The organism is Bacteriovorax sp. BSW11_IV (genome assembly GCF_000447755.1).
In the GTDB taxonomy this organism is placed as follows: Bacteria; Bdellovibrionota; Bacteriovoracia; order Bacteriovoracales; family Bacteriovoracaceae; genus BSW11-IV.
Genome location: NZ_AUNE01000025.1, coordinates 45,391 through 65,551, shown reverse-complemented (window position 1 = coordinate 65,551; position 20,161 = coordinate 45,391). Strand labels below are relative to the sequence as shown.

Genomic DNA, 20,161 nt, shown 5'->3' with positions numbered 1-20,161 from the left:
CTCCTAAATTTTTTCTTCTAGTAATGTTCCGTTGATTTTGTAAATATTCCATAATGCTTCAACGGCCCCTAATTCAAATTCAAATCTCGTACTGGCAAATTCGATCAACTGACGATGAGACTCAATAACAAGTGAAGTTGAAATAATCCCTCTTTTAAAAAGGGTTTCAATTCTATTGTGCTTTTCATCAAGTTCTTTTTTTGTTGCGATAACCATCAAAGAACGTTTAAACGAATTATACTTTTTTTCCCAAGATCTTTTATCAATGTCTGCTTCAAGTTCAATATTCTTGAGTTTGAGAGCATCTCTTTCCATTTCTAAATTCGCCATCTCTTTGTTCGCGTTATTGCGATTAAAAAGTGGTAGTTCCATAGACAAGCTAAGCCCTATTGACTGATAGTTTTTCCCATCAGACTTTTCAATCTCAAAAGTTGGTTTTATTTTTAAATCTGAATAAGCGCGACTCTTTTCATAATCAAAGCGAGACTTAGACATTTCTAAAACTGCCCGCGCTCTCAAGATTTTTGAATATTCATAATCAGTTTTCGACTTCGAAAACCTGTCTCTAAATTCAATAAAGCCAGGAAGAACTGAATTTTTGAGTTCGCACTTCTCACCGATAAAAAGGGAGAGATGGGAATTTAAGTCACTTTGTTCTGATCTAAGTTTAGCAACTTTCAATTTATAGTCATTCGCAACTAAGATCAGTGTTTCTTTCTCTACTAACTCTTCAGGAGAAAGTGTTTTTCTTTGTCCCTTGGTCTTGATGATCTTAGAAAATGCATCATGGGCCTCTTCATAAATTGGAATCAATTCATTAACTTGTCTAAGCCTGTAGAGCTTTAAAACAATATCAATCAATATATCTTCACTCTGCTCTCTTAATTCAAACTTGGCCTGATCAGCAACCTTAGTGGCAAGATCAACTCTTGCATCAAGCTTCCCACCTAATTCAATGGTATGAACAATGGATACCCCTGTTTTAGTCGTATCTCCATCGCTATCCTCTCCCTTCACACCACTGAGTTCCAACTCAGGATTGGGCCTTTCCTTGGCCTCATCAATCAACTTTCTTGCAATTTTGTTCTCTATTAGAGAAAGACTTAAATCAGGGTGATTGTTCTTAATACTACTTAATAAGTCGTTTGAATTTTCAATACGACAATTTGCGAGGGCTTCGCTACTCATTAACAGCGAGGCCAATACACATAGGTGTACAACGTGTCTCATATTCATTCCTATGAAATCGATTAATTAAAAAGGTAATACTTTTTGAGTAAAGTTAAGAAAAAAGTGGAGGCTTTAAAGATGGATCGAGAGCAGGTTCTTCATAATGAAATAAGAAATACCAAGACTCTTTAGTATTGGAAAAAGCAAAATCGTGTATTTTTACAGTTGGTTTTGTGTTGATGATGTTATGAATTCCTGAACAATGATGAAGACAATGGCCTTCTTCAGCATGGCATGGATCATCTGAGCAATCATGGCAATCTTCAGAAACGATTTCTGGACCTAATTTAGATCCAATATCAGTTTTTGATTTTTCGAGGGCCGTAACACTTGCTGAATCATAGACTTCTGCCTTTGGCTCGCTTATATAGCCAAAAAAGAACGTACATAAAATTAATAGACAAGTTATTACTTTAATCATTATCTATAAAATTTAATCGGCTCTTGAAATATAGTCAATTTAATTTCTCAACTTCCCTATTCCCCTTAATTATTATCTATTTATTCCGATATGGAAGTTATGAAAATAATTGAAGCACATAAGACACCTGGGGCATTAGCAGTAATAGGAATTCCTTTTTTTGCAGGTGGATTATTTTTTTTCTATGCCATGCTTAATCCCAATGCTCAATGGAGTGGTACGAAACCTTCACTTTTTGTAGGACTTATAGTCTCATTCATTTTCACACTTATTGGCGCTGCCTTTTTATTCGGAAGAAGTGGCTACATCCTCGACCCTTTTCGAAGAAGAGGACTTACCTACTGGGGGCTCTTGGTTCCTTTTAAACGATTTCATTTTAAATTTGAGAACATTAAATACATTCACATCTGTAAAGAAATTAGAAAGAGTAAAAATAGTTCGTATACTGTTTATCCTGTGAGACTCATCACAACGAATGATGTGAAAATAAATATCGAAAATAATCTACGCGACTATCTACTTGCGAGAGAAAAGGCCGAATCCATTGCTAGACAATGTTCATTCAATTTAAGAAATGATGAAGAAGGTGGAAAAATTTTAGGCCCATCTGAGGTTGATCCTGCCTTTATGGAGAAGCTTGAATCCAATATTAGCAGACCTCAATCACCCCTAAAAACACATATTAAATGTTCTGGAAGTACAGGAAAGTCAGTAATTGAAAGCAACTTTAAAACCTCTATTATTGGTGCACTTACTCCTTCACTGATTGTACTTCTTTTTGTTACTCCTTTTGCGCTCTACTTTTTTAGAGAACTAAGTACGGGAAACCCACCCAACTTTATCCGTTATTCATTTATTGGATTCTTTTTTGTTATTCCAATTCTTCTTACGTTAAATGCGACATTAGGAAGAAGGCAAAATGGATTTAAATTATCTTTTAGCGATAAATCAATTGAAGTACAAAGTTATAAAATTATGGGTCACACTACCCACAAAATTAAACTTCAGGAAATAGATGATATTACACTTCGAAGTTTCGATGCTAAGAATGCCCTTTTAAACTTAATAAATACTTCTGTTGGGGCCAGTGGTGGTGAGGTCAGCATCATCTCAAATGATACTCGCTATTCACTTTATCCATTTGAAAACGCTGAAAATGCTCAATTCCTCTATGATTTGATCTATTACGAACTTAGTCGTTACAAGTAGTTACATAACCTGTCTGGCGATTGACCATCCCCCTGTATAATTTTCAAGACACTATAAATATTCTGTATTTGAGTCATAATTGATCAAATTTTTAGTTAACCTTGTACAAAAAGTACAAAAAGAGGATCAATGAAACACCTAATTCTAAGAACTGCCCTTGCTTTTTCTTTTATGACTCCTGCATTTGCATTAACAGGATCTTATGAGCTAATTTCTGGAAATGGAGAAGATTGCGCAAGAATCCTAGAAATCACTGATGAAGGAAAATCAATCACCATAGATTTATCTAATGATCTCTCTTCTTATTTTAATTTAGACTCAAGTACAGAAGAGCTCTTAATTCAAAATATTAATGGCGGGAAACTAGAACAAAGATCAACAAATTCATCACATGGTACAAAATCAAAAACAACAACTGTAGCGACTCGTGATGATAATAGCGTTAATTTGAAAACAACGACGAAATTCGGTACTCTAATTACAACTGGAAAAGCTGAAAACGAATTAACACTTACTCTTGATGGAGATGAGCTAACATTAGATGTTATGCGCTCTTATAGCGAGACTTTTGGTAGCGGTTGGGAAAGACAATCAAGCTGTGTGTATAAAAAGAACTAATACAGAAAGGCCCAAACGGGCCTTTTTTTTATGCATCAACTCTTTTCGTCCAAAGAATTTTTCCATAAACAATGAGAAAAATCAAAAAGCCACTAGTCCAAAAACCACTCGCAAAATGAATACTAGATAAGAAATTTTCTGGAAATAATACTGGGATAACAAATCTAATCATGGCCCCAATCAAAATAAAAGAATAAGCAACAAGAGTCCAATTATTAGCATGAATATTACGACCTGTATGCCCCAGGGAAACTCTTGTCATTATTCCAATGGCCACAACTCCTAGTCCTCCAGCGAGGAATAAATGAAGGGCCGACTGTGCGAAAGAAAATGAATCATTGAATGAATTAAACCACTCAATGAATAATTCAACATTAATTAAGAACACACCTAAATTTAAGACAAAAAGAATGGGGATTTTAAAACTCAACCATGGACGCCAAAATATTTGTCTAGAGAAATTTAAGATGAAAGCAAAAAGATAAAATACAGGCGGACAATCTTTAAAAACCAGTGGTAGCAAAGTCGCAATACTTAGTATCTGAATGAACTTAGGTACATCTATTTGAACATCGCCTATTTTTTTCATTGTAAAAAAAGGCAATACTCTCCCAGCGATAAGAAGAATTAAAATTCTTAAGATCCCTACTCCCATCATTTTTCCGAATGATTCCCACTCATAAGATTCATAAGTATTTCCAAAACTATAAATTAGTTTTGAAAGTGTCATACCTGTAAGAATTGCACTAAACGGAATAAGTTGTTTTCTATGATTCTTAAGTTTATTTACGGCAAAGACTAAAACAGTTGGCAAAAAGATATTTGATAAAAGGAAATAGATTTCTTTTGGAACTGGTAAAAAAAAGGACATCCTTTCAACTATCCACATGGCGACAAGTAACAACAAGGCCTTTCCCTGATAAGGTCTTGTATTTGTCCAATGAGCACTTGCTGTAAAAAGAAAGCCTGCGATAAGGGCCCCTGTAAAACCAAAGAGCATCTCATGTCCATGCCAATACAAAGGATCAGAGTTTAGTGCAAGATTAAATCTTCCAAGGTATATGGAGGCCCACAACGTCGGGTTAATTGTGGCAATTAATGCGGCTAAGAGAAAAAAGGGTCTAAAACTTACTGATAATACTGGATGATCTTTTAGCATAGATACAGTCCTTTACGGTCCCGTCTTATTAATATATTATAAATATATCAATACTCCTGTATAGGATTTTTGTAAAGAGACTTTAAAAAGGAAGAAACATTTGTATTTTTTGAGAACGTGTTAATTCAAATTTAACTTGATCTCTTTTTTCACAATATTTCTTATCTTTTGTAAATTCGATACCATTAAAAACTTTATCTCTTAGATACTGATATTTTTCAGGACACTCTTTTTTATATTCATCCGCCACATATCTATAGGCCACAAAGGCCTCAGCAAAATCTTCGGCAGGATTTGTTTGCCCATATGTAGAGAAAAAACATGCATCTTCACTTTTACTCCACTCTGTTTTCAAATCATAGTTCTCAAAACTCATTTCACTTTCCCAACCACTTAAATCTTCCCATTCCGAAGAATTATCAGCGTTGAGTTTATGTCCTACAAAATGTGCAACTTCGTGAGCAAGAACGGCCATTCTATTTAGATCAGATCCGAAATTATTCCAAAGGCAATCAAAAAAGCGAAGCTCAGCATTAGCTCCGACACAGCCTCCTGATCCACTATACATTTTATACGTCATCCCTTTTTGCATTTTTACAAACGAACGATTATCTTCAAGCGGCAGCATCCCCCTAGGCAGGTCCTCAAGCCCCCAAAGCATTAAATCGAGCTCATCTTTTTGCCAATTATCTGCATCTCTAAAAGAAAGATACGAAGCATTTAATCCATATTCTTGATGTATATAAAGAATTCTAGGACCAACATCATCCCCAAAGATTTCTTTTACAGCACAAAGGACTTTGTCGCATTTTGATGTGAAGTTGTGCTCATCATCTGAGACAATGAAATTCTCTTTGGTGGTAAGTTTCTCAAAAATTTTTATAAGCTCAGGCGATTCGTTTTTAAATTTAATCCCATGAGACTCCACTGAGACCTTAGCACTTCCAGCTTCTTTGTCTTTCCTAGCTATTTTCGCCTCATAGTCCTTAGTTGAATATTTTATTCGACATGTTGTTTTACCTACAACAGGGTAGCGTCCAACGTGCTCATAACGAGAAAGAACTTTTTCAATATCATCTAAAGATTTATTCGGATAAAATTTCGGATTATAGGAAGAGCAATCAATATCTTGTGCAAAAATGGATAAACTCATCATCATACTTGTAAATGCGAGGAAAAATTTCATTATTGCTTCTCCATCACTGTTACTGCATCAATCCAATTATCAGAACTTCTTGATACAACGAAATAGAGTCCATACTCAGGAAGTGGCAATTGAAACGAGTTACCTGCATCGTGAGAGTTTTCCATTTTAACTTCGTAGGCTTTTTGAATTCTTTCTTTCTCTACCCACTGAACAAGATCACTAATTTTTAATACTCCGGGCCTGAACTTGAAGATGAAATAATTTATTTTTCCATTTTTTAGTGAAATCGTAGTGTCATATTTTTTATGATCTAATTTATAGAAATACTTATCACCCTTCTCTTTATGGGCCTTTCCAACGACTTTTAAAACTTCACTTGAAGTTGTTTTACCTGGGGCTAATTTTTGCAATTTCTCAGGAAGTTTTTTTGAAATGAAAGAAACAATACTTGACTCTGATGCATAAGTATTAAAGATAAATAGAGATAATAATAATAATAATTTCTGGATATGCTTCACAATAATGCTCCGATTTATTTATTAATCGGAGCCTACATACTTATTCTTTAGATCATTATTTGAAAAACCAAAGGAAGGATTTACGACTTAATTGTATCAATTGTGATATTCGACATGAGTAGTTTGTGAATTGGACACTTATTTGCCACTAACATTAATCTTTCTTGCATCTTTTCATCTATCTTAGAATCTAGCTTTATTGTTCTAGTTAGTTTTGACTCTACTCCCTCATTTTCAATTTTCACATCAACGAATGTGTCCCCAAGATCAAAGCCTTTAATATTCGCATAGCTCTTCATTGTCATTATTGTACAAGCAGCAAGGGCGGCCTCTACCAATTCATGAGGATTCAACCCCTTCTCATTACCTCCATGACTCTTTTCAATATCAGAGAAGATTTCATTTTTATCGCTCTTTAAAGAAGTAAAATAGTCTTCTATTATTTTTGCATTAATCATAATTACTCCTAATAATTTTTATTATCGATTTTATTTTATCTCAATCCTAGATTCAATAACATTACTATGTGATAATCATCATGATAGAAAACACTTATCATTATTTCAGGACTTGATATGACTCTAGATCAACTGGAAACATTCCTCGCAATCGCAAAAGAAGGTGGGCTAAGGGCCGCTTCTAAAGTTCTTCATAAAACCCAACCCACTCTTTCAACTTCTATGAAAAACTTAGAAGATGAACTTGGAGTAACTCTTCTAGATCGAGAATCCTATCGTGTGAAACTAACTGATGAAGGAAATGCTCTATTTGAAAAAGCACTAGATATTCTGTCTCAAGTTCAACAATTTCAAACTCTAGCAAAAGAGCTCAGCATGGGCAGAGAGGCAAAATTAAGCCTTGCCATTGACTATTTATGTCCTGTTGAATTTCTTCTAAAAGTTTTAAATAAGTTTAGAAAGAGTTGTCATCATACAAAGCTTGAAATGGACTTTGAAGTTCTTGGTGGAGCAGAAGATAAACTACTTAACAACAACGCTAATATCGCCATCACTCCTTTTATTAGCAAACATTCTAAAGTAGAATCACAGAAAATTTGCGATATTAAAATTATTCCCGTCGCTTCTACACAAATATTTAAAACGAGTAAACCACAACTCCCTCTCTTTCTAGAAACTCCACAAATTATTGTAAAAGACTCTGCAAAAAAATCTTTGCCCCTCGATTTCGGTCAAAATCAAGATTCAAGAGGATGGACTGTTTCTGATCATATGATTAAAAAAGAGCTAATTCTCAATGGTTTTGGATGGGGTCATTTAGAAGCTTCTTCAATTGAAAAAGAAATCAAAGCAAAAAAACTCATTGAATTAAAACTCAATGGTGTTAAAGCAAAGACCTTGCCTCTTTATATCGTTAGGGCAAATAATAAACCATTTGGTCCGGCGGCCAATGACCTTTGGAACCATATGGTGGAACAATTTAAAGAAATTTAAATTTCAGTAAAAATTTTTTCTAGGGGAAATCTCACCTTTTCCATTGTACTAAAGCGATCATCCTTACTGCGATAACCAATTGGACAAATGACAACAGTACCTAGTCCTTTTTCTTTTAAAGATAAAATGTCATCATAGCTATCTTTAAGAAATCCTTCCATAGGACAGGCATCTATTCCCATCATGGCACAACTCACAAGGAAATGCCCTAGCGCCAAGTATGCTTGTCTTCTCGCCCATTCGTTTAATTCCTCACGAGAAAGGCCATTAACAAATCCCTTCATCATATTGGCATAATCATTCATTGATTCTTTCGAAATATTTCGAATAGAGGCAACTGATTCTATAAAATCATCAACTGAATCAGTGTTAAAATTTGTTTTATAACAAAAAACTACAAGATGAGAACATTGTGTTATTTGTCCTTGATTCCAGCTCACGGCCCTAAGCTTTTGTTTTACCTCCTCGTTTTCGATCACTAAGAAGTGCCAAGGTTGCAGGCCATAAGAAGAAGGAGAAAGTCTCAAAGCTTCTTTCAATTTATGAAGATCATCGTTTGAGATTCTCTTAGTTTCATCAAATTGTTTTACAGCATATCTCCAATCTAAACTCTCTAATAGATTCATCATTATTTATCCCCTCTAACAAATTTTTGAATGATTTCGAATAGTACTTTAGCTTCAAATGCTGAGATGCTTATCTTGAATACTTCTACTAATAATAGATAAAGTCTTTCAGCACTTTCAATTTTTTCATCAACTCTCACACCATTATTAATATGTGAAAACATGTCATTGCTCATAAATTTCACACCATCATTTGCAAAAATAGAAATAACAAAACTATTAACAAATTTTGAATCAGGGTGAGTATTCGCGTAGAAATTTGAAAGCCTAAGGTCCGCTTCAGTATAGTTATTTAATTCAAATTGATAGAGAGAAAAGAAGCCCTCTTCTTTTTTTAATTCGAGTCGATAATACCCTCTTTCACATAAGACAACTCGATAAGTTGTATTATTATGGGCCCCTACTTCTACTCCATTCAAAGGAACCAGAACAGACGGGTTATAGGGACCAAAACCAACATCTGCTAAATATTTCTGATCATTAATGGTGACAATATTTACAAGATGCGTTTTCGGATTATCGGCATCATTATTTCCATAGATCACTCTGCCCAAAGCGTACTGTGATTCATAACCCGCTTTTCTTAGATCCTCTTTAAAAAATTTGTTATGTTCAAAACAGTAGCCACCGCGTTTTCTATGAGAGATTTTATCTTCTAAAGCATGATCGGCCAGCGAAAGGATTTCACCTTGCCCCAAAAGTATATCGACGTTGTTAAATGGGTAATTTTTCAAATGTTTTAGAATGTTCTCATTTACCTGCTTCATTTATCCCTCCTTATTGATAAGTAAAACACTTACAATTAATAAAACTAGTCCAATGAATTTCTCTTTATTGATTTCAATTACAGGCATACCGAAAATGCCAAAATGAGAAATGATAGTCGCTACGACCATTTGCCCAGTGACAACTCCCACGAGAACTCGCGCCACTCCAATTTGCGGCATTAACCAATAACAAAGCCCAAGTCCTACAACGCTAAAAAGACTTCCAAGGAACCATAGATGAGTTGGAGTAGCTCTTACTCTTTCAATTGATGGCAATGGTACAAGACCAAAGGCAATTAAAACCCCAATTAAAATGGCACTTACCAGATAAAGGCAAAATGAGCTTAAAAGCGGATTTTGAAGGTTTTTAGAAAGCTGGCCACTCAAGCTACTTTGAATAACAATGGCCATGCCTGAAACGATGCTTAATAGATTAAATATTAGTATTTTCATAACCCAAGGATAGTGAACTTGGGGCCCACTTTCCTTTACATATGTTGAAAAAAGACTAATTTTTTAGATTTTTTCTGATTCTACTGAGTTGTGTTGGTGTAATTCCCAAATTTGAGGCCAAGTGATAGAGCGGGATGCGATCCACCAGACCTGGGTTTTCTTCTTTGAATACCTGATACCTCTCCTTTGCTTCTTGGCTTAAAAGAGAGGTCACTAAAGGATCTTTTTCTAATAACCAGTGACGTTCAAGATAAACGATTTGGTACCATTTAAGATCGTGATGAACGTCTAAGAGAGCGCGATACTTTTTGTGATCAAGTTCGATCACAACCCCATTTTCTAGGGCCTCAATACACAGGGAGGATTCGCTTTGAGTTAGGGCCGCTGCAATACTCGCAGGAAAGCGCCCTTCTGCAAAAAAGTTCTTATTAACTTCTTTTGCATCGTCTTCAGAAATTATATAGGCCCTATAAAGCCCAATATGTGAAAAGAAAATAGATGTAGGGATATCGCCAAACTCAACAAGCCTTTCACCTTTTTTAACCTTTCTCACCTTTGAAATAGATAAGATTCCCTGCCAAGCTTGTTCAGACAAGACATAATAGGTATCCATTACTTTTCTAAGATGTGAAAAAGCTTCAAGTTCCATAGATGACTAGCCTCTCTCCTCATCTCGTAGAGTTAGAATTTCAAAACCATTATCGGTGACAGCAATGGTATGCTCCCATTGTGCTGATAGTTTTCCATCTTGAGTAACTACTGTCCAATCATCTTCTAGATGTTTAATGCCACCACTTCCTTCGTTAAGCATTGGTTCTATAGTGAAGACCATTCCTTTTTGAAGTTTAAGTCCTTTGCCTTTTTTACCATAGTGAAGAACTTGCGGTTCTTCATGCATACTGCGTCCAATTCCATGCCCACAGTACTCTTTTACGACACTGTAACCATTTCTAGTTGCATGCTTATGAACATAGAAACCAATATCTCCAAGGGTATTACCTGGTTTAACTTGTTCGATCCCTTTGAAAAGCGCTTCTCTCGTAGCTTCACAGAGCTTCTTAGCATCTTCACTGGCCTCTCCAACAATATACATGCGAGAAGTATCAGCGATGAAGCCATGTTTTTTTACTGTGACATCGAGGTTGACTATATCACCATCTTTTAAGATTTCACTTTCAGAAGGAACGCCATGGCAAACGACATTATTAACTGATGAATTGAGAGCAAATTGAAAATCATATTGGCCTATTGATGAAGGAATGGCATCGTAATCTTCTCGAATCCATTTCTCAGCTAATTTAGCAATATGGTATGTCGAAACACCTGCCTTAACTTCTGGAATAAGACGAGTTAATATTTCTCCTGCGATTCTTCCTGTCTCACGGTAGAGAACAAGATCTTCTTCAGTCTTTAGTGATATCATAAGATTTCCTTTTAGATCAATTTCCCAGGGGACATTCTAGCGCATTTCTTTTAATAGGTCTGCAAAGAACTCTTTCCAAAATATTTCCATGCTAGAAAAGTCATAACTTAGATTTTTTTTATTGTAGCGAGCATAACTTTTTTCAAGTTTTGATTTTGCCGAAAGAAATCTTTTAGGATTTGTCGGAACCATCGCTAAACGATAACCATACTGTCTATTAAAGTGCGATACATACTCACTGGTTGTAAATATACGACTAAAAAGTGGGTCTAGAACATACCACTTCCTATCATTGGCCCTAAGGATTACCGCCACATGGTGATTCCAATGAGCATTTTCAAACTCTCCAACTAACCACAGTTTTAAAATAGATTGCTTATCAATTCTATTTTTCAGTGCCTCAAGATGAGTGGCCATTGCACGACCGAAACAAAATCCAACTTGATTATTGGGATCATATTCGTTTACTCGGCCACAACTTTTTTGAATAAATTCTTTAGAACGAACACTATCTAAAATGGCTTGAATATCTTCTTTTGTTGTTTCTTTTAAAGATGAATATGGAATTTTATCCATCTCATCAATCATTGCGTAATTGAGATCAATTATTTGCTCATCAGTTTTAGAAGAAACAAAATCCTTATAAAATTGCATATTCAAATCCATCATATCGAGATCAATTTGCTCTCCATAGACATTAGAAATGAACACATTCATATCCTGATAGCAATTTGCGGCCAGAGTGTTGCTTGCGAAGAAAAAAGAAAAAGTATTTAAGATGAGAATAAAATAAAGCTTCATTTGGGCTGCATTTTAACTAATTTCCGCCATATTTATAGATTATTATAAAAACTACGCAATATGTTTAAAACTTTGTCACAACGCACTTTATCCCAATGCTACTCCGTGATAAATTCTAAATAGATTTGAGCATAAAAAATAAAAAGAGACTATGAATTTGAAATCTACATTAAAAAAAATAATATTAGATAAAGGTAATATCGTTACATTCGTTATTTTACTTTTCTTTTTCTACAAACAGGCACCTGTCATAATCAACAATTTCAAAACGACTGACACAACTCTCGAGAGCTACCAAGCAAAAGACATTTCAAATGGACAGATAAAATCATTCCCACCTTTTGATGAAAAAGTCATCGCTATATTTTGGGCAACTTGGTGTGGACCTTGTAAGGTGGAAATGAATAGACTTGATAAATCAGTGCAAGAAGGAAAAATAAAGAAAGAACAAATTGTGGCCATCAATCCCTATGAGAGTGAGATTATTATAAAGAAGTTTTTAGCATCTTCGCCCTATCCGTTTACATTTTTAGATGTGCCAGGGTTGTCACAAAAGCTTAATATACAATCCACTCCTACGACTTTATTCATTGAAAAAGGCCGAATTCAATCGGCCTCTTCAGGTATGAGTTTATTTGGAATTTGGAAAGCGGAAAAATTTATTAAAAACTAATCGAGCTCTTGTAATTGATCAATGATTTTATTTTTCAATTGCTCGAATTCAATATCTTCAATTTCTAGCATTATATTGCCTTCGACTTCAACGGCTTCAACATCTTCTAAGTTCGAATCAGAAGCAACACCAATAATTTCCTCATAAGCAATCGACATATCTCTATGAACAAAAGGGTCTAGAGCATCTAGAGCAACTGTAATCCCAGTACCTACGGCCGCACCACTGGGTACTCCGTACAATGTTCCACCAACTGCTGCAACTCCACCATCAAGGCTTATTCCCGCTCCTGCATAATATGCAGCAGTGGCCTTTGCTCCGATAATTAGTCCAAAATAAAGGGAGGCCACACCAATGACGACATCTGCTCCAGCGGCATAGTAGGCATATCTTTCATTCATATCAGCTAATTTTTTAATTTCTTTTCTACTGTAAGTACGAGTTATACCTTCGAGTTCTTCGCATTGAAGACTTTCAATATCGCCACTACATTCACTAAAGCGAAATTGATTTTTTTCAATTTCTTCCGCCTTAATATACTTACGTGGCGTATCTTCGGCCCTAATGATTGTATGAGCATCAACGACACTCCCTTGAATCAATGAACCCAAGATTAAAATAAATCTGATTTTTTTTATAACGGCTTTCATAACACACCTATAATTTGAATTTGACCAAATTATAGAGTGCTATGAATGAATTTTCTTTGGGATTGAAATATTTACTATCGCTGTTTATTTCTTAAACAGGTGTATGTAGCTGTTTCTATTAACTAAATATGTATCAAAATCACTCTCAAAAGTAGCGGGCACTGACTTTTTAACAAAGTCTTTAGACATTGATTCCTTGGCCCACTGATCAAATTTAGCTCTTATCTGTGAACTTATTTGTAGGTCTTGATACATATTCTTAGTAAGAAGAATACGTTGAAGCCCAGGGATAAAAGAAGTATCTACTAATGAAAGTTCGGTGCCTTTAAAAAAGGGTCCATGAAAGCCTGATAACAATGTCGTAAGATTTTTTTCAAGATCTGCTCTATGCTTCTCGTAGCTTTCCTTATCAGTGGCAATTGCAGCATTGAAGTAATTGGTAAGAACCACACTCGCAAGCTCAATTGTTGCCCTATCCTTGGCCTTTAATAAAGGATCCATTGGCAAAAGACTGCCAGGAGTTGTCTCGTCGATATATTCATTAATAACTGCTGATTCATAGAGAACTTCATCCCCAACAAGTAAAATGGGAACCTTACCAAGCGGGGAAAGTTTCAAAAACCAATCTGGCTTATTGAATAGATCAATATATTTTACTTCGTATGGGACATTTTTATAATTCATCGTAATTAATGAACGTTGAACATAGGGGCACAGCCCAAAGCTAATAATTGTATTCATTTACAACCTCTTATCCAGAATTTATTCCAATTATAACAATCAACTCACGCACGGCAAAATAAAAAAAACTGACCCAACTCCTTTAACAAATAATTTACAGATAAAGTGAAAATAGCGAAAATAACCCAAAATTAACCTTTCAAAAAAAGATCAAATTATGGGAAGAAAATCAGCAAAAATTGCAGCAAAAAAAGGCGCCTCAGACAAGGCAAAGGCACAAGTTTACACTAGAGCACTTAAAGATGTTTTCAAAGCATCTAAGAACGGTGGACCTGACCCCGATACAAACTTCCTTCTAAAAGTCGCTATTGAAAGATGTAAGAAGTTCAACGTTCCAAAAGACAATATTGATAGGGCCATTAAAAAAGGCCAGGGTTCTGATGGCGTTGGCTATGAAGATGTAACTTATGAAGGCTACGGACCAAATGGTGTGGCCATTTTCGTAGAAACATCAACAAATAACGTAACTAGAACTGTAAGTAACGTAAGAAGTTATTTTAGAAAATGTGGTGGATCACTTGGAGTGAATGGCTCACTTGAGTTTATCTTCGAAAGAAAGGCCGTATTTACAATCCCTGCTGAAGGTATTGATGAAGATGAGTTCACACTAGAACTAATCGATGCAGGAGCTGAAGATGTTGAGCTTGAAGATGACATGTATGAAGTAAAAGGACCAATGGAAGCTTTCGGTTCAATCCAAGACAAACTTCAATCGATGAACATTACACCTGAAGAAGCTGGACTTGTAAGAATCCCATTAACTTATAAAGAAGTTGATGAAGAAACTCTTGAACAAGTTGAAAAGCTAATCGATATGCTTGAAGCAGACGATGACGTTGTAACTGTTTACGATAATCTAGATTAAATAGAAGGGCCTAGCAAGGCCCTTTTTAGTTGATGGCATATTAGTAATCAATCACACTTGATAAAGGATAAAACAAATGAGCGACGATACTCAAACTTGCCCAAAATGTAATTCACCTTATGGCTATACAGATGGTCAAATGTGGATTTGCCCTGAATGCTTTAATGAATGGACATTAGAAGCACAAACAGAAGTAGCAGATGCACCAAAATTTTTAGATGCCAATGGCAATCAACTTCAAGATGGTGATGCCGTTACTGTTGTTAAAGATTTAAAGGCCGGTGGAACGACTATCAAAACAGGTACAAAAGTGAAGAAAATTAGACTTCTCGATGACCCTGTTGATGGCCATGATATTTCATGTAAGATTGATGGAATTGGTTCAGTTTATTTGAAATGTTCAGTCGTAAAGAAAGCATAAAACATAATAAAACCTGTCTTATGACAGGTTTTATTTTTTAAGTAAAACGATCAAGTTCTTTTTCTAAATTAAATCTCAAATTTAGATTCTTTTCCCTAAAAAACTCTTTATTTCTATCCGTTACTTAATGATAATTTAATAATAATTAAAATCAGGAATCTTATGGCAGACGGTGACAGTAAAATTGAAATTCTAAATTTTGATGAAGAACAACTTCGATATGAATTGATTGGAAACTCTGGTCAAGAACTAATGACAATCTCTCATCGTACCCATAGTTCAATTATTGAACAAATCGGAACGATAGGAAAAAGTATTTCTGATTTCAATTTAATCAAAGATGAAATTGATCATATCAATCAAGAGGCCGGACAAATTCATTCTAAAGTGCACGAACTGGCCAATGATACAAAAGAGAGCTCAACACAATTAGAAGAAGTGTATCAAAAAATGCAAGTCTTAGAAGATAAGTTTGAAGACGTGAATAAGCTTCTTAAAACAATTAATGCCATTGCCGATCAAACAAACCTTCTAGCGCTAAATGCTACAATTGAGGCAGCTAGGGCGGGAGAAGAAGGAAAAGGTTTTGCAGTAGTAGCGAATGAAGTTAAGGAACTTTCTAAGACAACAAAATCTGCAAATGAAGATATTCAAAATAAGATCCGTCTTATTGGTGAATCAATTAATGATCTTTCGACAAATATCCAATCTAGTCGTGAGAAAATGAATAAATCAATGAATGTTATGCTCACGACAAAAGATCAAGCAGACAATATCAATACCATTACTAAGAACTCAAAAAAATTAGTCATAGAGTCACTAAATAGCTTCAATAGCCTTGAAAACTCTTCTGAAAAAATGGAAATGGATGTAAGTGAGCTTGATACAATTGCAAAGGCCTTCTCTTACCTATTAGCACTTGTAAATCAAAATAAAACTCTTTCAATGGATCCTCTTGAGCGACTTGCTCCCCTAGTACAAACGAGTGACTATATTAATGCCAAAAGATTTTCTCACGATGAGCCTGAGTATATTCTTGATGAAAATGATATTCTCATTTCAGCAACAGATAAACGAGGAATCATTACTTTTGCCAATGAAAGTTTTTACAAAGTTGCACAATATGAAAAAGGGGCTCTTGTAGGAAAGCCCCATAATATTATTCGCCATCCAGATATGCCTAAAACGGCCTTTGGAGATCTGTGGAATGTTATTAAGTCTCAAAAGCTGTGGCAAGGTTATGTTGTCAATCGTGGACGTGAAGGAAGAATCTATTGGGTTAAGGCCATCGTCTTTCCTTGTTATGAAAATGGTGAATGCGTGGGCTACCTATCTGTTCGCTCTAAACCAAGTGCTGATGCGATAAGAAAGGCAAAAGAGGCCTATCGTCGTCTTATTTAGTCACTAGCAGTCTTGGCATGCTCATTGCTTTAATATAGGTAAATGAGCAGGTTTAGATGAATAATATAAAGAATAAATGTACATTTTTTGGACAATTGTTCCTTTTGGTAACAATTTTAGTACCGCAAATAACTTTTGCGGCCAAGAGTGATTGCCAAATAAAAATTGAGGAGCTCTTCCTCTCACGCAACAAGAAATTTTTCAATTACAAAGAGAGATTCTATCGAGGAATGGACCTGTCATTTTTAAATAATGATGAACTGACATCACAGGTAAAGGCAAAAAAATTATTTGACCTCTATTTGATGAGAATAACTGAGACACTAACTGAGACCCAAGCAAATGAGCTAAAAAAACTTGTAAGCGAAACTGAGTATATTAGAAATTCTGACTCACATAATGGTAGCTATTCCTTTGCTACAGAAAAATCTTCGGGTGAAATACGAGTCTATTCACTAAAATCACTCGCAGATAGTTTTTTAACCTATTCAACATTGGCCCATGAAACGGAGCACGCTCTGAAACAAGTTCTGGCAAAATCTAAAAATATCTCTCCCGCTGATTATAAAAAAACATTTTATGAAAATGAATATGAACGATCAAATTTTTTAGATGAAATGGGTGCAATCTCTGCTGAATGGCTTTATCTTTCGGCCGTTCCACAAAAGGAACTTGATATTCTAAGGGATAAGGCCGAACAATTAAAAAGAAAAATTGATCCTAATGAATATAAGTTGATTCTTATAAGTCTAGAGGCAAATCAATATCAGCTAATTGATTATTTAAAACTCAATTGGAAAAATAAAAGATATGACTACGCGACTTTCAAGCAAAATAGACTTGATGATGACTTAAATCGTGGCCATACATCAGACATTGCTTTTTTCACAGTTCTACTTTCTACAGGGACTATGGCCACTTATGGCCTCTATGAGCTCTACAATTGGCTCTCAGATGATGAAAATGATGAAACTGTAAATGAGTAATGGTAGGATATGAGAAAGCGATATATGCTCAAGTGCATTTGATCCACAAGTCAAAAAAAGCATCCCTGAAGCTACAAAGAAAAGCCCCCACATTATTTGCTTTAGAAGTAATTTTTTATGCAAGAATTTTACTTTGCGAACAAATAAAAATCCTAATGCTAAACCTGCAGCAAATTGTAGACCAACATATTGAAGACAATTGTGACTTTCCATTCCATCAACATGAACAAAATACGTCATTGCCTGTAGCACAAGTAATGACACCACCATTGAAAGCCCTAGTTTATCAGTATTCAAATACAGGTTCTTTCTAAAGGTACAGTGATTGAAACTTAGAACAAAAAAGACGAGAGCAAAAACAAATGCGAGCGTGGCCGCCATAACACTTAGTACAAGTGAAAGGTTATGATTGCCTAGGTGTAATTCGTAGTGCCTTGTTAAGAACAAGGCGCTAATTGAAATCCCTAAAAAAAGCATCAATAGTTTTGCTCTCATTTATTTCCTATTTGTGCGGAAGATTTGGCACAACTTTAAGTTTCTCTAAATATTCCCCTTTTGTCGACAAACTTCCGAGGAAAGATTTCAAATCACTAATATCATCTTTTGTTAAGTCCAGATCTAATTGTACTTTCCCCATAATGCGAATAGCTTCTTCTAAATCATTAACACTACCATCGTGAAAGTATGGTGCCGTATAGATTACATTTCTCAAAGGTGGAACTTTGAAATAATATTTATCATTCTCATCTTTTGTTAAAAGAAATCTTCCAAGATCTACATTTTTTGACCCTGTAAATTTCCAATAATCATGCGCCACTCCAAACTTTTGGAACATTTCCCCACCAACAAGTTCTCCACTGTGACAAGAGCTACAGCCAAATTCCATGAATTTTTTTAGCCCCCTCAATTCTTTTGAATCAAGTACGGTAATATTGCCTGCTAAAAAATCATCAAAACGAGCTGGGCCGACAAGAGTTCTTTCATAGGCACCGATAGCAAAGGCGGTTTTTTCAGCAACTAATTTAGGATCACTTTTTTTAATATCTAATCCATGATAGGCCTTCTTGAAAAGATCACTGTAATTTGCAGAAATAAGCTTCTCTCTAAGTTCTGCATGATCTTTAAGAGCAAAAGGAACTTTTACAGTAAATGAATGAATGGCCTGAGCTTCAACACTTTCACGATCTCCAATCCAGTGCTGTAGGAACTGCCCTGCTGTATTTAATACAGTTTGAGCATTTCTAGGTGCTTGTCTATCTTCAGTTCCTCGTGATTTCTCTAGCCCATCACTAAAATGTAATTGTGGTAAGTGACAACGAGAACAACTGACAGTTCCATTTTGACTTAGTCTTGTTTCAAAGAATAACTTTGTTCCAAGGTCAATAATTTCATCAGAAGGTCTTTTATCACCAAAATACGTAATACCATTAAGACCATTTCTAAACTCTTCCTTGGCCTGTTTGAAAGTATTTCCAACTTCAGTATTGTCTTCTACAAATTTAGGACTTGAACATGAAACCATTGCGAATAAGGGTAAAAGAAGTATAATTTTCATAAAATCTCCATTTTTACTACTTATACGGCCCACGAAGAAAAAGGTTACATTTTTTTGAACAAAAAAATTAATTGGTGTGAAGTTTTAAAAGACACCAAAGAAACTCAAAATTTCGAGACCTTAACAACTTTACTTAAAAGTGAAAAATTTGCTTTTTACCCCGCAAGCTTCCATAAATTTTCTTCAGAGATCCAGGAAGATATCATACAAAACAGCCTACTCTCCTTATGGCAATCAATGCCTATCTTTGATGAACAACTTGGGTGCTCATCTTGGATAAAGACGATTTGCTATAGTCGCTATATTGATTATTTAAGGAAAGAAAAGAATCTCTTTAAAACTGAAAGTATCGAGCTTAATGATTATTTAGATTTAAAGACCTCTTCAATTGATGAAATTGAAATTATTCATGACCTTAATGTTGCCCTTGATTTTTTAAAAGAAGATGAAACGTCCCTTCTCATTGAATTTAAAATGTTTGGTAATTCACTGAAAGAGCTCTCTAAGAAATTTGGGAAATCTGAAGGCTCTCTAAAAGTACGAATTTCACGAATTCTTAATAAGCTCACAAGTCAAAATAAGAAATAACTCTTATTTCTTAGCAATCTTTAAATAGCTTTGAAATTTTGGACAATCAAGATGAGATTTTTCAGGGCATGCACTTGCATGCAGTAATCCATCTCGAACGGCCTTTAATTTCTTCATTTTCAAATCAATTTCATGGGCCTTCTCAATTAATTTATTACGATTAATTTTAAATTGACCATTCGATCCCAACATATTCTTTAGCTCTTTAAGACTAAATCCAACTTCTTGACCAAGAGAAATCAGAGAGAGATTCAAAAGTACACTTTCATTGAAGATTCTCTTCAGGCCTTTGCGACCTATTGATTTAATAAGGCCGACTTCTTCGTAATAGCGAAGTTTAGAAGGAGCAAAACCCGACTTTTTTGAGACCTCATTTATATCAATCATTTTCATCTCCCTACTTGACCTCAAGTTGACTTGAAGTTGTATTATGATTTTAACATATCATACTGGAGTTA

At 35.0% G+C, this 20,161-nt stretch carries 26 protein-coding genes; 9 read left to right on the top strand and 17 right to left on the bottom strand.

Going from position 1 to position 20,161, the window contains the following annotated elements; genetic code table 11:
• Nucleotides 1-3 precede the first annotated feature (3 nt).
• On the bottom strand, nucleotides 4-1,230 hold the full coding sequence (locus tag M899_RS06935; protein WP_021270700.1) for a TolC family protein: 1,227 nt from the start codon (nucleotides 1,228-1,230) through the stop codon (nucleotides 4-6).
• A gap of 52 nt (nucleotides 1,231-1,282) precedes the next feature.
• On the bottom strand, nucleotides 1,283-1,651 hold the full coding sequence (locus M899_RS06930; protein WP_021270693.1) for a hypothetical protein: 369 nt from the start codon (nucleotides 1,649-1,651) through the stop codon (nucleotides 1,283-1,285).
• 99 nt (nucleotides 1,652-1,750) lie between these two features.
• Here M899_RS06930 and M899_RS06925 point away from each other — a divergent pair, with 99 nt between their 5' ends.
• Both M899_RS06925 and M899_RS06920 read left to right on the top strand, forming a co-directional pair.
• Nucleotides 1,751-2,860, top strand: coding sequence for a hypothetical protein (locus tag M899_RS06925; RefSeq protein ID WP_021270678.1), 1,110 nt, complete (start codon nucleotides 1,751-1,753; stop codon nucleotides 2,858-2,860).
• A gap of 129 nt (nucleotides 2,861-2,989) precedes the next feature.
• Complete coding sequence (locus M899_RS06920; RefSeq protein ID WP_021270686.1) at nucleotides 2,990-3,478, top strand: hypothetical protein; 489 nt, start codon at nucleotides 2,990-2,992, stop codon at nucleotides 3,476-3,478.
• A 28-nt stretch (nucleotides 3,479-3,506) separates the two neighbouring features.
• On the opposite strand, the gene M899_RS06915 is transcribed toward M899_RS06920, so the two are convergent.
• The 4 genes from M899_RS06915 to M899_RS06900 all read right to left on the bottom strand — a co-directional run bounded on the left by M899_RS06915 (nucleotide 3,507) and on the right by M899_RS06900 (nucleotide 6,760).
• Entirely contained in the window at nucleotides 3,507-4,637 is a 1,131-nt protein-coding gene (locus M899_RS06915; protein ID WP_021270717.1) for an NnrS family protein, read from the bottom strand.
• A gap of 82 nt (nucleotides 4,638-4,719) precedes the next feature.
• The gene (locus M899_RS06910; RefSeq protein ID WP_021270748.1) at nucleotides 4,720-5,823 is read right to left on the bottom strand and encodes a phosphoenolpyruvate--glucose-phosphotransferase regulator; all 1,104 of its coding nucleotides are present in this window, start codon (nucleotides 5,821-5,823) and stop codon (nucleotides 4,720-4,722) included.
• Nucleotides 5,823-6,302: a hypothetical protein gene (locus M899_RS06905; protein WP_021270702.1), complete on the bottom strand. Its 480-nt coding sequence runs from the start codon at nucleotides 6,300-6,302 to the stop codon at nucleotides 5,823-5,825. Before M899_RS06905 ends, M899_RS06910 begins: the two co-directional genes overlap by 1 nt.
• A gap of 80 nt (nucleotides 6,303-6,382) precedes the next feature.
• A complete protein-coding gene (locus tag M899_RS06900; RefSeq protein ID WP_021270750.1) occupies nucleotides 6,383-6,760 on the bottom strand; it encodes an OsmC family protein in 378 nt (125 codons plus the stop codon).
• 117 nt (nucleotides 6,761-6,877) lie between these two features.
• Between M899_RS06900 and M899_RS06895 the strand changes: the two genes are divergently transcribed.
• Nucleotides 6,878-7,753 carry a LysR family transcriptional regulator gene (locus M899_RS06895; RefSeq protein WP_021270749.1) on the top strand — a complete coding sequence of 292 codons (876 nt, stop codon included), beginning with the start codon at nucleotides 6,878-6,880 and terminating at the stop codon, nucleotides 7,751-7,753.
• On the opposite strand, the gene M899_RS06890 is transcribed toward M899_RS06895, so the two are convergent.
• Genes M899_RS06890 through M899_RS06865 form a run of 6 tightly spaced genes read right to left on the bottom strand, consistent with a single transcriptional unit; the run spans nucleotide 7,750 to nucleotide 11,823 of the window.
• Nucleotides 7,750-8,382 carry an NAD(P)H-dependent oxidoreductase gene (locus tag M899_RS06890; RefSeq protein WP_021270648.1) on the bottom strand — a complete coding sequence of 211 codons (633 nt, stop codon included), beginning with the start codon at nucleotides 8,380-8,382 and terminating at the stop codon, nucleotides 7,750-7,752. The two genes, M899_RS06895 and M899_RS06890, sit on opposite strands and share 4 nt — an antisense overlap.
• Nucleotides 8,382-9,146, bottom strand: a complete 765-nt coding sequence (locus tag M899_RS06885; protein WP_021270740.1) for an arylamine N-acetyltransferase family protein — start codon at nucleotides 9,144-9,146, stop codon at nucleotides 8,382-8,384. Before M899_RS06885 ends, M899_RS06890 begins: the two co-directional genes overlap by 1 nt.
• On the bottom strand, nucleotides 9,147-9,599 hold the full coding sequence (locus M899_RS06880; RefSeq protein WP_034728309.1) for a DMT family transporter: 453 nt from the start codon (nucleotides 9,597-9,599) through the stop codon (nucleotides 9,147-9,149).
• 55 nt (nucleotides 9,600-9,654) lie between these two features.
• Nucleotides 9,655-10,248, bottom strand: coding sequence for a Crp/Fnr family transcriptional regulator (locus tag M899_RS06875; RefSeq protein ID WP_021270718.1), 594 nt, complete (start codon nucleotides 10,246-10,248; stop codon nucleotides 9,655-9,657).
• Nucleotides 10,249-10,254: 6 nt separating this feature from the next.
• Entirely contained in the window at nucleotides 10,255-11,022 is a 768-nt protein-coding gene (gene map / locus M899_RS06870; protein WP_021270671.1) for a type I methionyl aminopeptidase, read from the bottom strand.
• 36 nt (nucleotides 11,023-11,058) lie between these two features.
• Nucleotides 11,059-11,823, bottom strand: a complete 765-nt coding sequence (locus M899_RS06865) for a hypothetical protein (RefSeq protein WP_021270726.1) — start codon at nucleotides 11,821-11,823, stop codon at nucleotides 11,059-11,061.
• 151 nt (nucleotides 11,824-11,974) lie between these two features.
• Between M899_RS06865 and M899_RS17605 the strand changes: the two genes are divergently transcribed.
• On the top strand, nucleotides 11,975-12,496 hold the full coding sequence (locus tag M899_RS17605) for a TlpA family protein disulfide reductase (RefSeq protein WP_021270705.1): 522 nt from the start codon (nucleotides 11,975-11,977) through the stop codon (nucleotides 12,494-12,496).
• On the opposite strand, the gene M899_RS06855 is transcribed toward M899_RS17605, so the two are convergent.
• Both M899_RS06855 and M899_RS06850 read right to left on the bottom strand, forming a co-directional pair.
• Nucleotides 12,493-13,146 carry a hypothetical protein gene (locus M899_RS06855; protein WP_021270719.1) on the bottom strand — a complete coding sequence of 218 codons (654 nt, stop codon included), beginning with the start codon at nucleotides 13,144-13,146 and terminating at the stop codon, nucleotides 12,493-12,495. The two genes, M899_RS17605 and M899_RS06855, sit on opposite strands and share 4 nt — an antisense overlap.
• Before the next feature lie 84 nt (nucleotides 13,147-13,230).
• On the bottom strand, nucleotides 13,231-13,887 hold the full coding sequence (locus M899_RS06850) for a glutathione S-transferase family protein (RefSeq protein WP_021270743.1): 657 nt from the start codon (nucleotides 13,885-13,887) through the stop codon (nucleotides 13,231-13,233).
• Nucleotides 13,888-14,044: 157 nt separating this feature from the next.
• On the opposite strand from M899_RS06850, the gene M899_RS06845 reads away from it, so the two are divergent.
• The 4 genes from M899_RS06845 (at nucleotide 14,045) to M899_RS06830 (ending at nucleotide 17,560) form a co-directional block, all read left to right on the top strand.
• Nucleotides 14,045-14,752, top strand: coding sequence for a YebC/PmpR family DNA-binding transcriptional regulator (locus tag M899_RS06845; RefSeq protein ID WP_021270667.1), 708 nt, complete (start codon nucleotides 14,045-14,047; stop codon nucleotides 14,750-14,752).
• Nucleotides 14,753-14,828: 76 nt separating this feature from the next.
• Nucleotides 14,829-15,173 carry a zinc ribbon domain-containing protein YjdM gene (locus M899_RS06840; protein ID WP_021270644.1) on the top strand — a complete coding sequence of 115 codons (345 nt, stop codon included), beginning with the start codon at nucleotides 14,829-14,831 and terminating at the stop codon, nucleotides 15,171-15,173.
• Nucleotides 15,174-15,335: 162 nt separating this feature from the next.
• Entirely contained in the window at nucleotides 15,336-16,574 is a 1,239-nt protein-coding gene (locus M899_RS06835) for a methyl-accepting chemotaxis protein (RefSeq protein WP_021270651.1), read from the top strand.
• 56 nt (nucleotides 16,575-16,630) lie between these two features.
• Nucleotides 16,631-17,560: a hypothetical protein gene (locus M899_RS06830; RefSeq protein WP_021270701.1), complete on the top strand. Its 930-nt coding sequence runs from the start codon at nucleotides 16,631-16,633 to the stop codon at nucleotides 17,558-17,560.
• On the opposite strand, the gene M899_RS06825 is transcribed toward M899_RS06830, so the two are convergent.
• Both M899_RS06825 and M899_RS06820 read right to left on the bottom strand, forming a co-directional pair.
• Nucleotides 17,525-18,055 carry a hypothetical protein gene (locus M899_RS06825; RefSeq protein WP_021270659.1) on the bottom strand — a complete coding sequence of 177 codons (531 nt, stop codon included), beginning with the start codon at nucleotides 18,053-18,055 and terminating at the stop codon, nucleotides 17,525-17,527. The two genes, M899_RS06830 and M899_RS06825, sit on opposite strands and share 36 nt — an antisense overlap.
• Before the next feature lie 7 nt (nucleotides 18,056-18,062).
• The gene (locus tag M899_RS06820) at nucleotides 18,063-19,115 is read right to left on the bottom strand and encodes a cytochrome-c peroxidase (protein ID WP_021270733.1); all 1,053 of its coding nucleotides are present in this window, start codon (nucleotides 19,113-19,115) and stop codon (nucleotides 18,063-18,065) included.
• A gap of 54 nt (nucleotides 19,116-19,169) precedes the next feature.
• Here M899_RS06820 and M899_RS06815 point away from each other — a divergent pair, with 54 nt between their 5' ends.
• On the top strand, nucleotides 19,170-19,703 hold the full coding sequence (locus M899_RS06815; protein WP_021270664.1) for a sigma-70 family RNA polymerase sigma factor: 534 nt from the start codon (nucleotides 19,170-19,172) through the stop codon (nucleotides 19,701-19,703).
• 3 nt (nucleotides 19,704-19,706) lie between these two features.
• Here the strand turns inward: M899_RS06815 and M899_RS06810 are convergent, their stop codons facing one another.
• On the bottom strand, nucleotides 19,707-20,090 hold the full coding sequence (locus tag M899_RS06810) for a helix-turn-helix domain-containing protein (RefSeq protein WP_021270647.1): 384 nt from the start codon (nucleotides 20,088-20,090) through the stop codon (nucleotides 19,707-19,709).
• Nucleotides 20,091-20,161 lie beyond the last annotated feature (71 nt).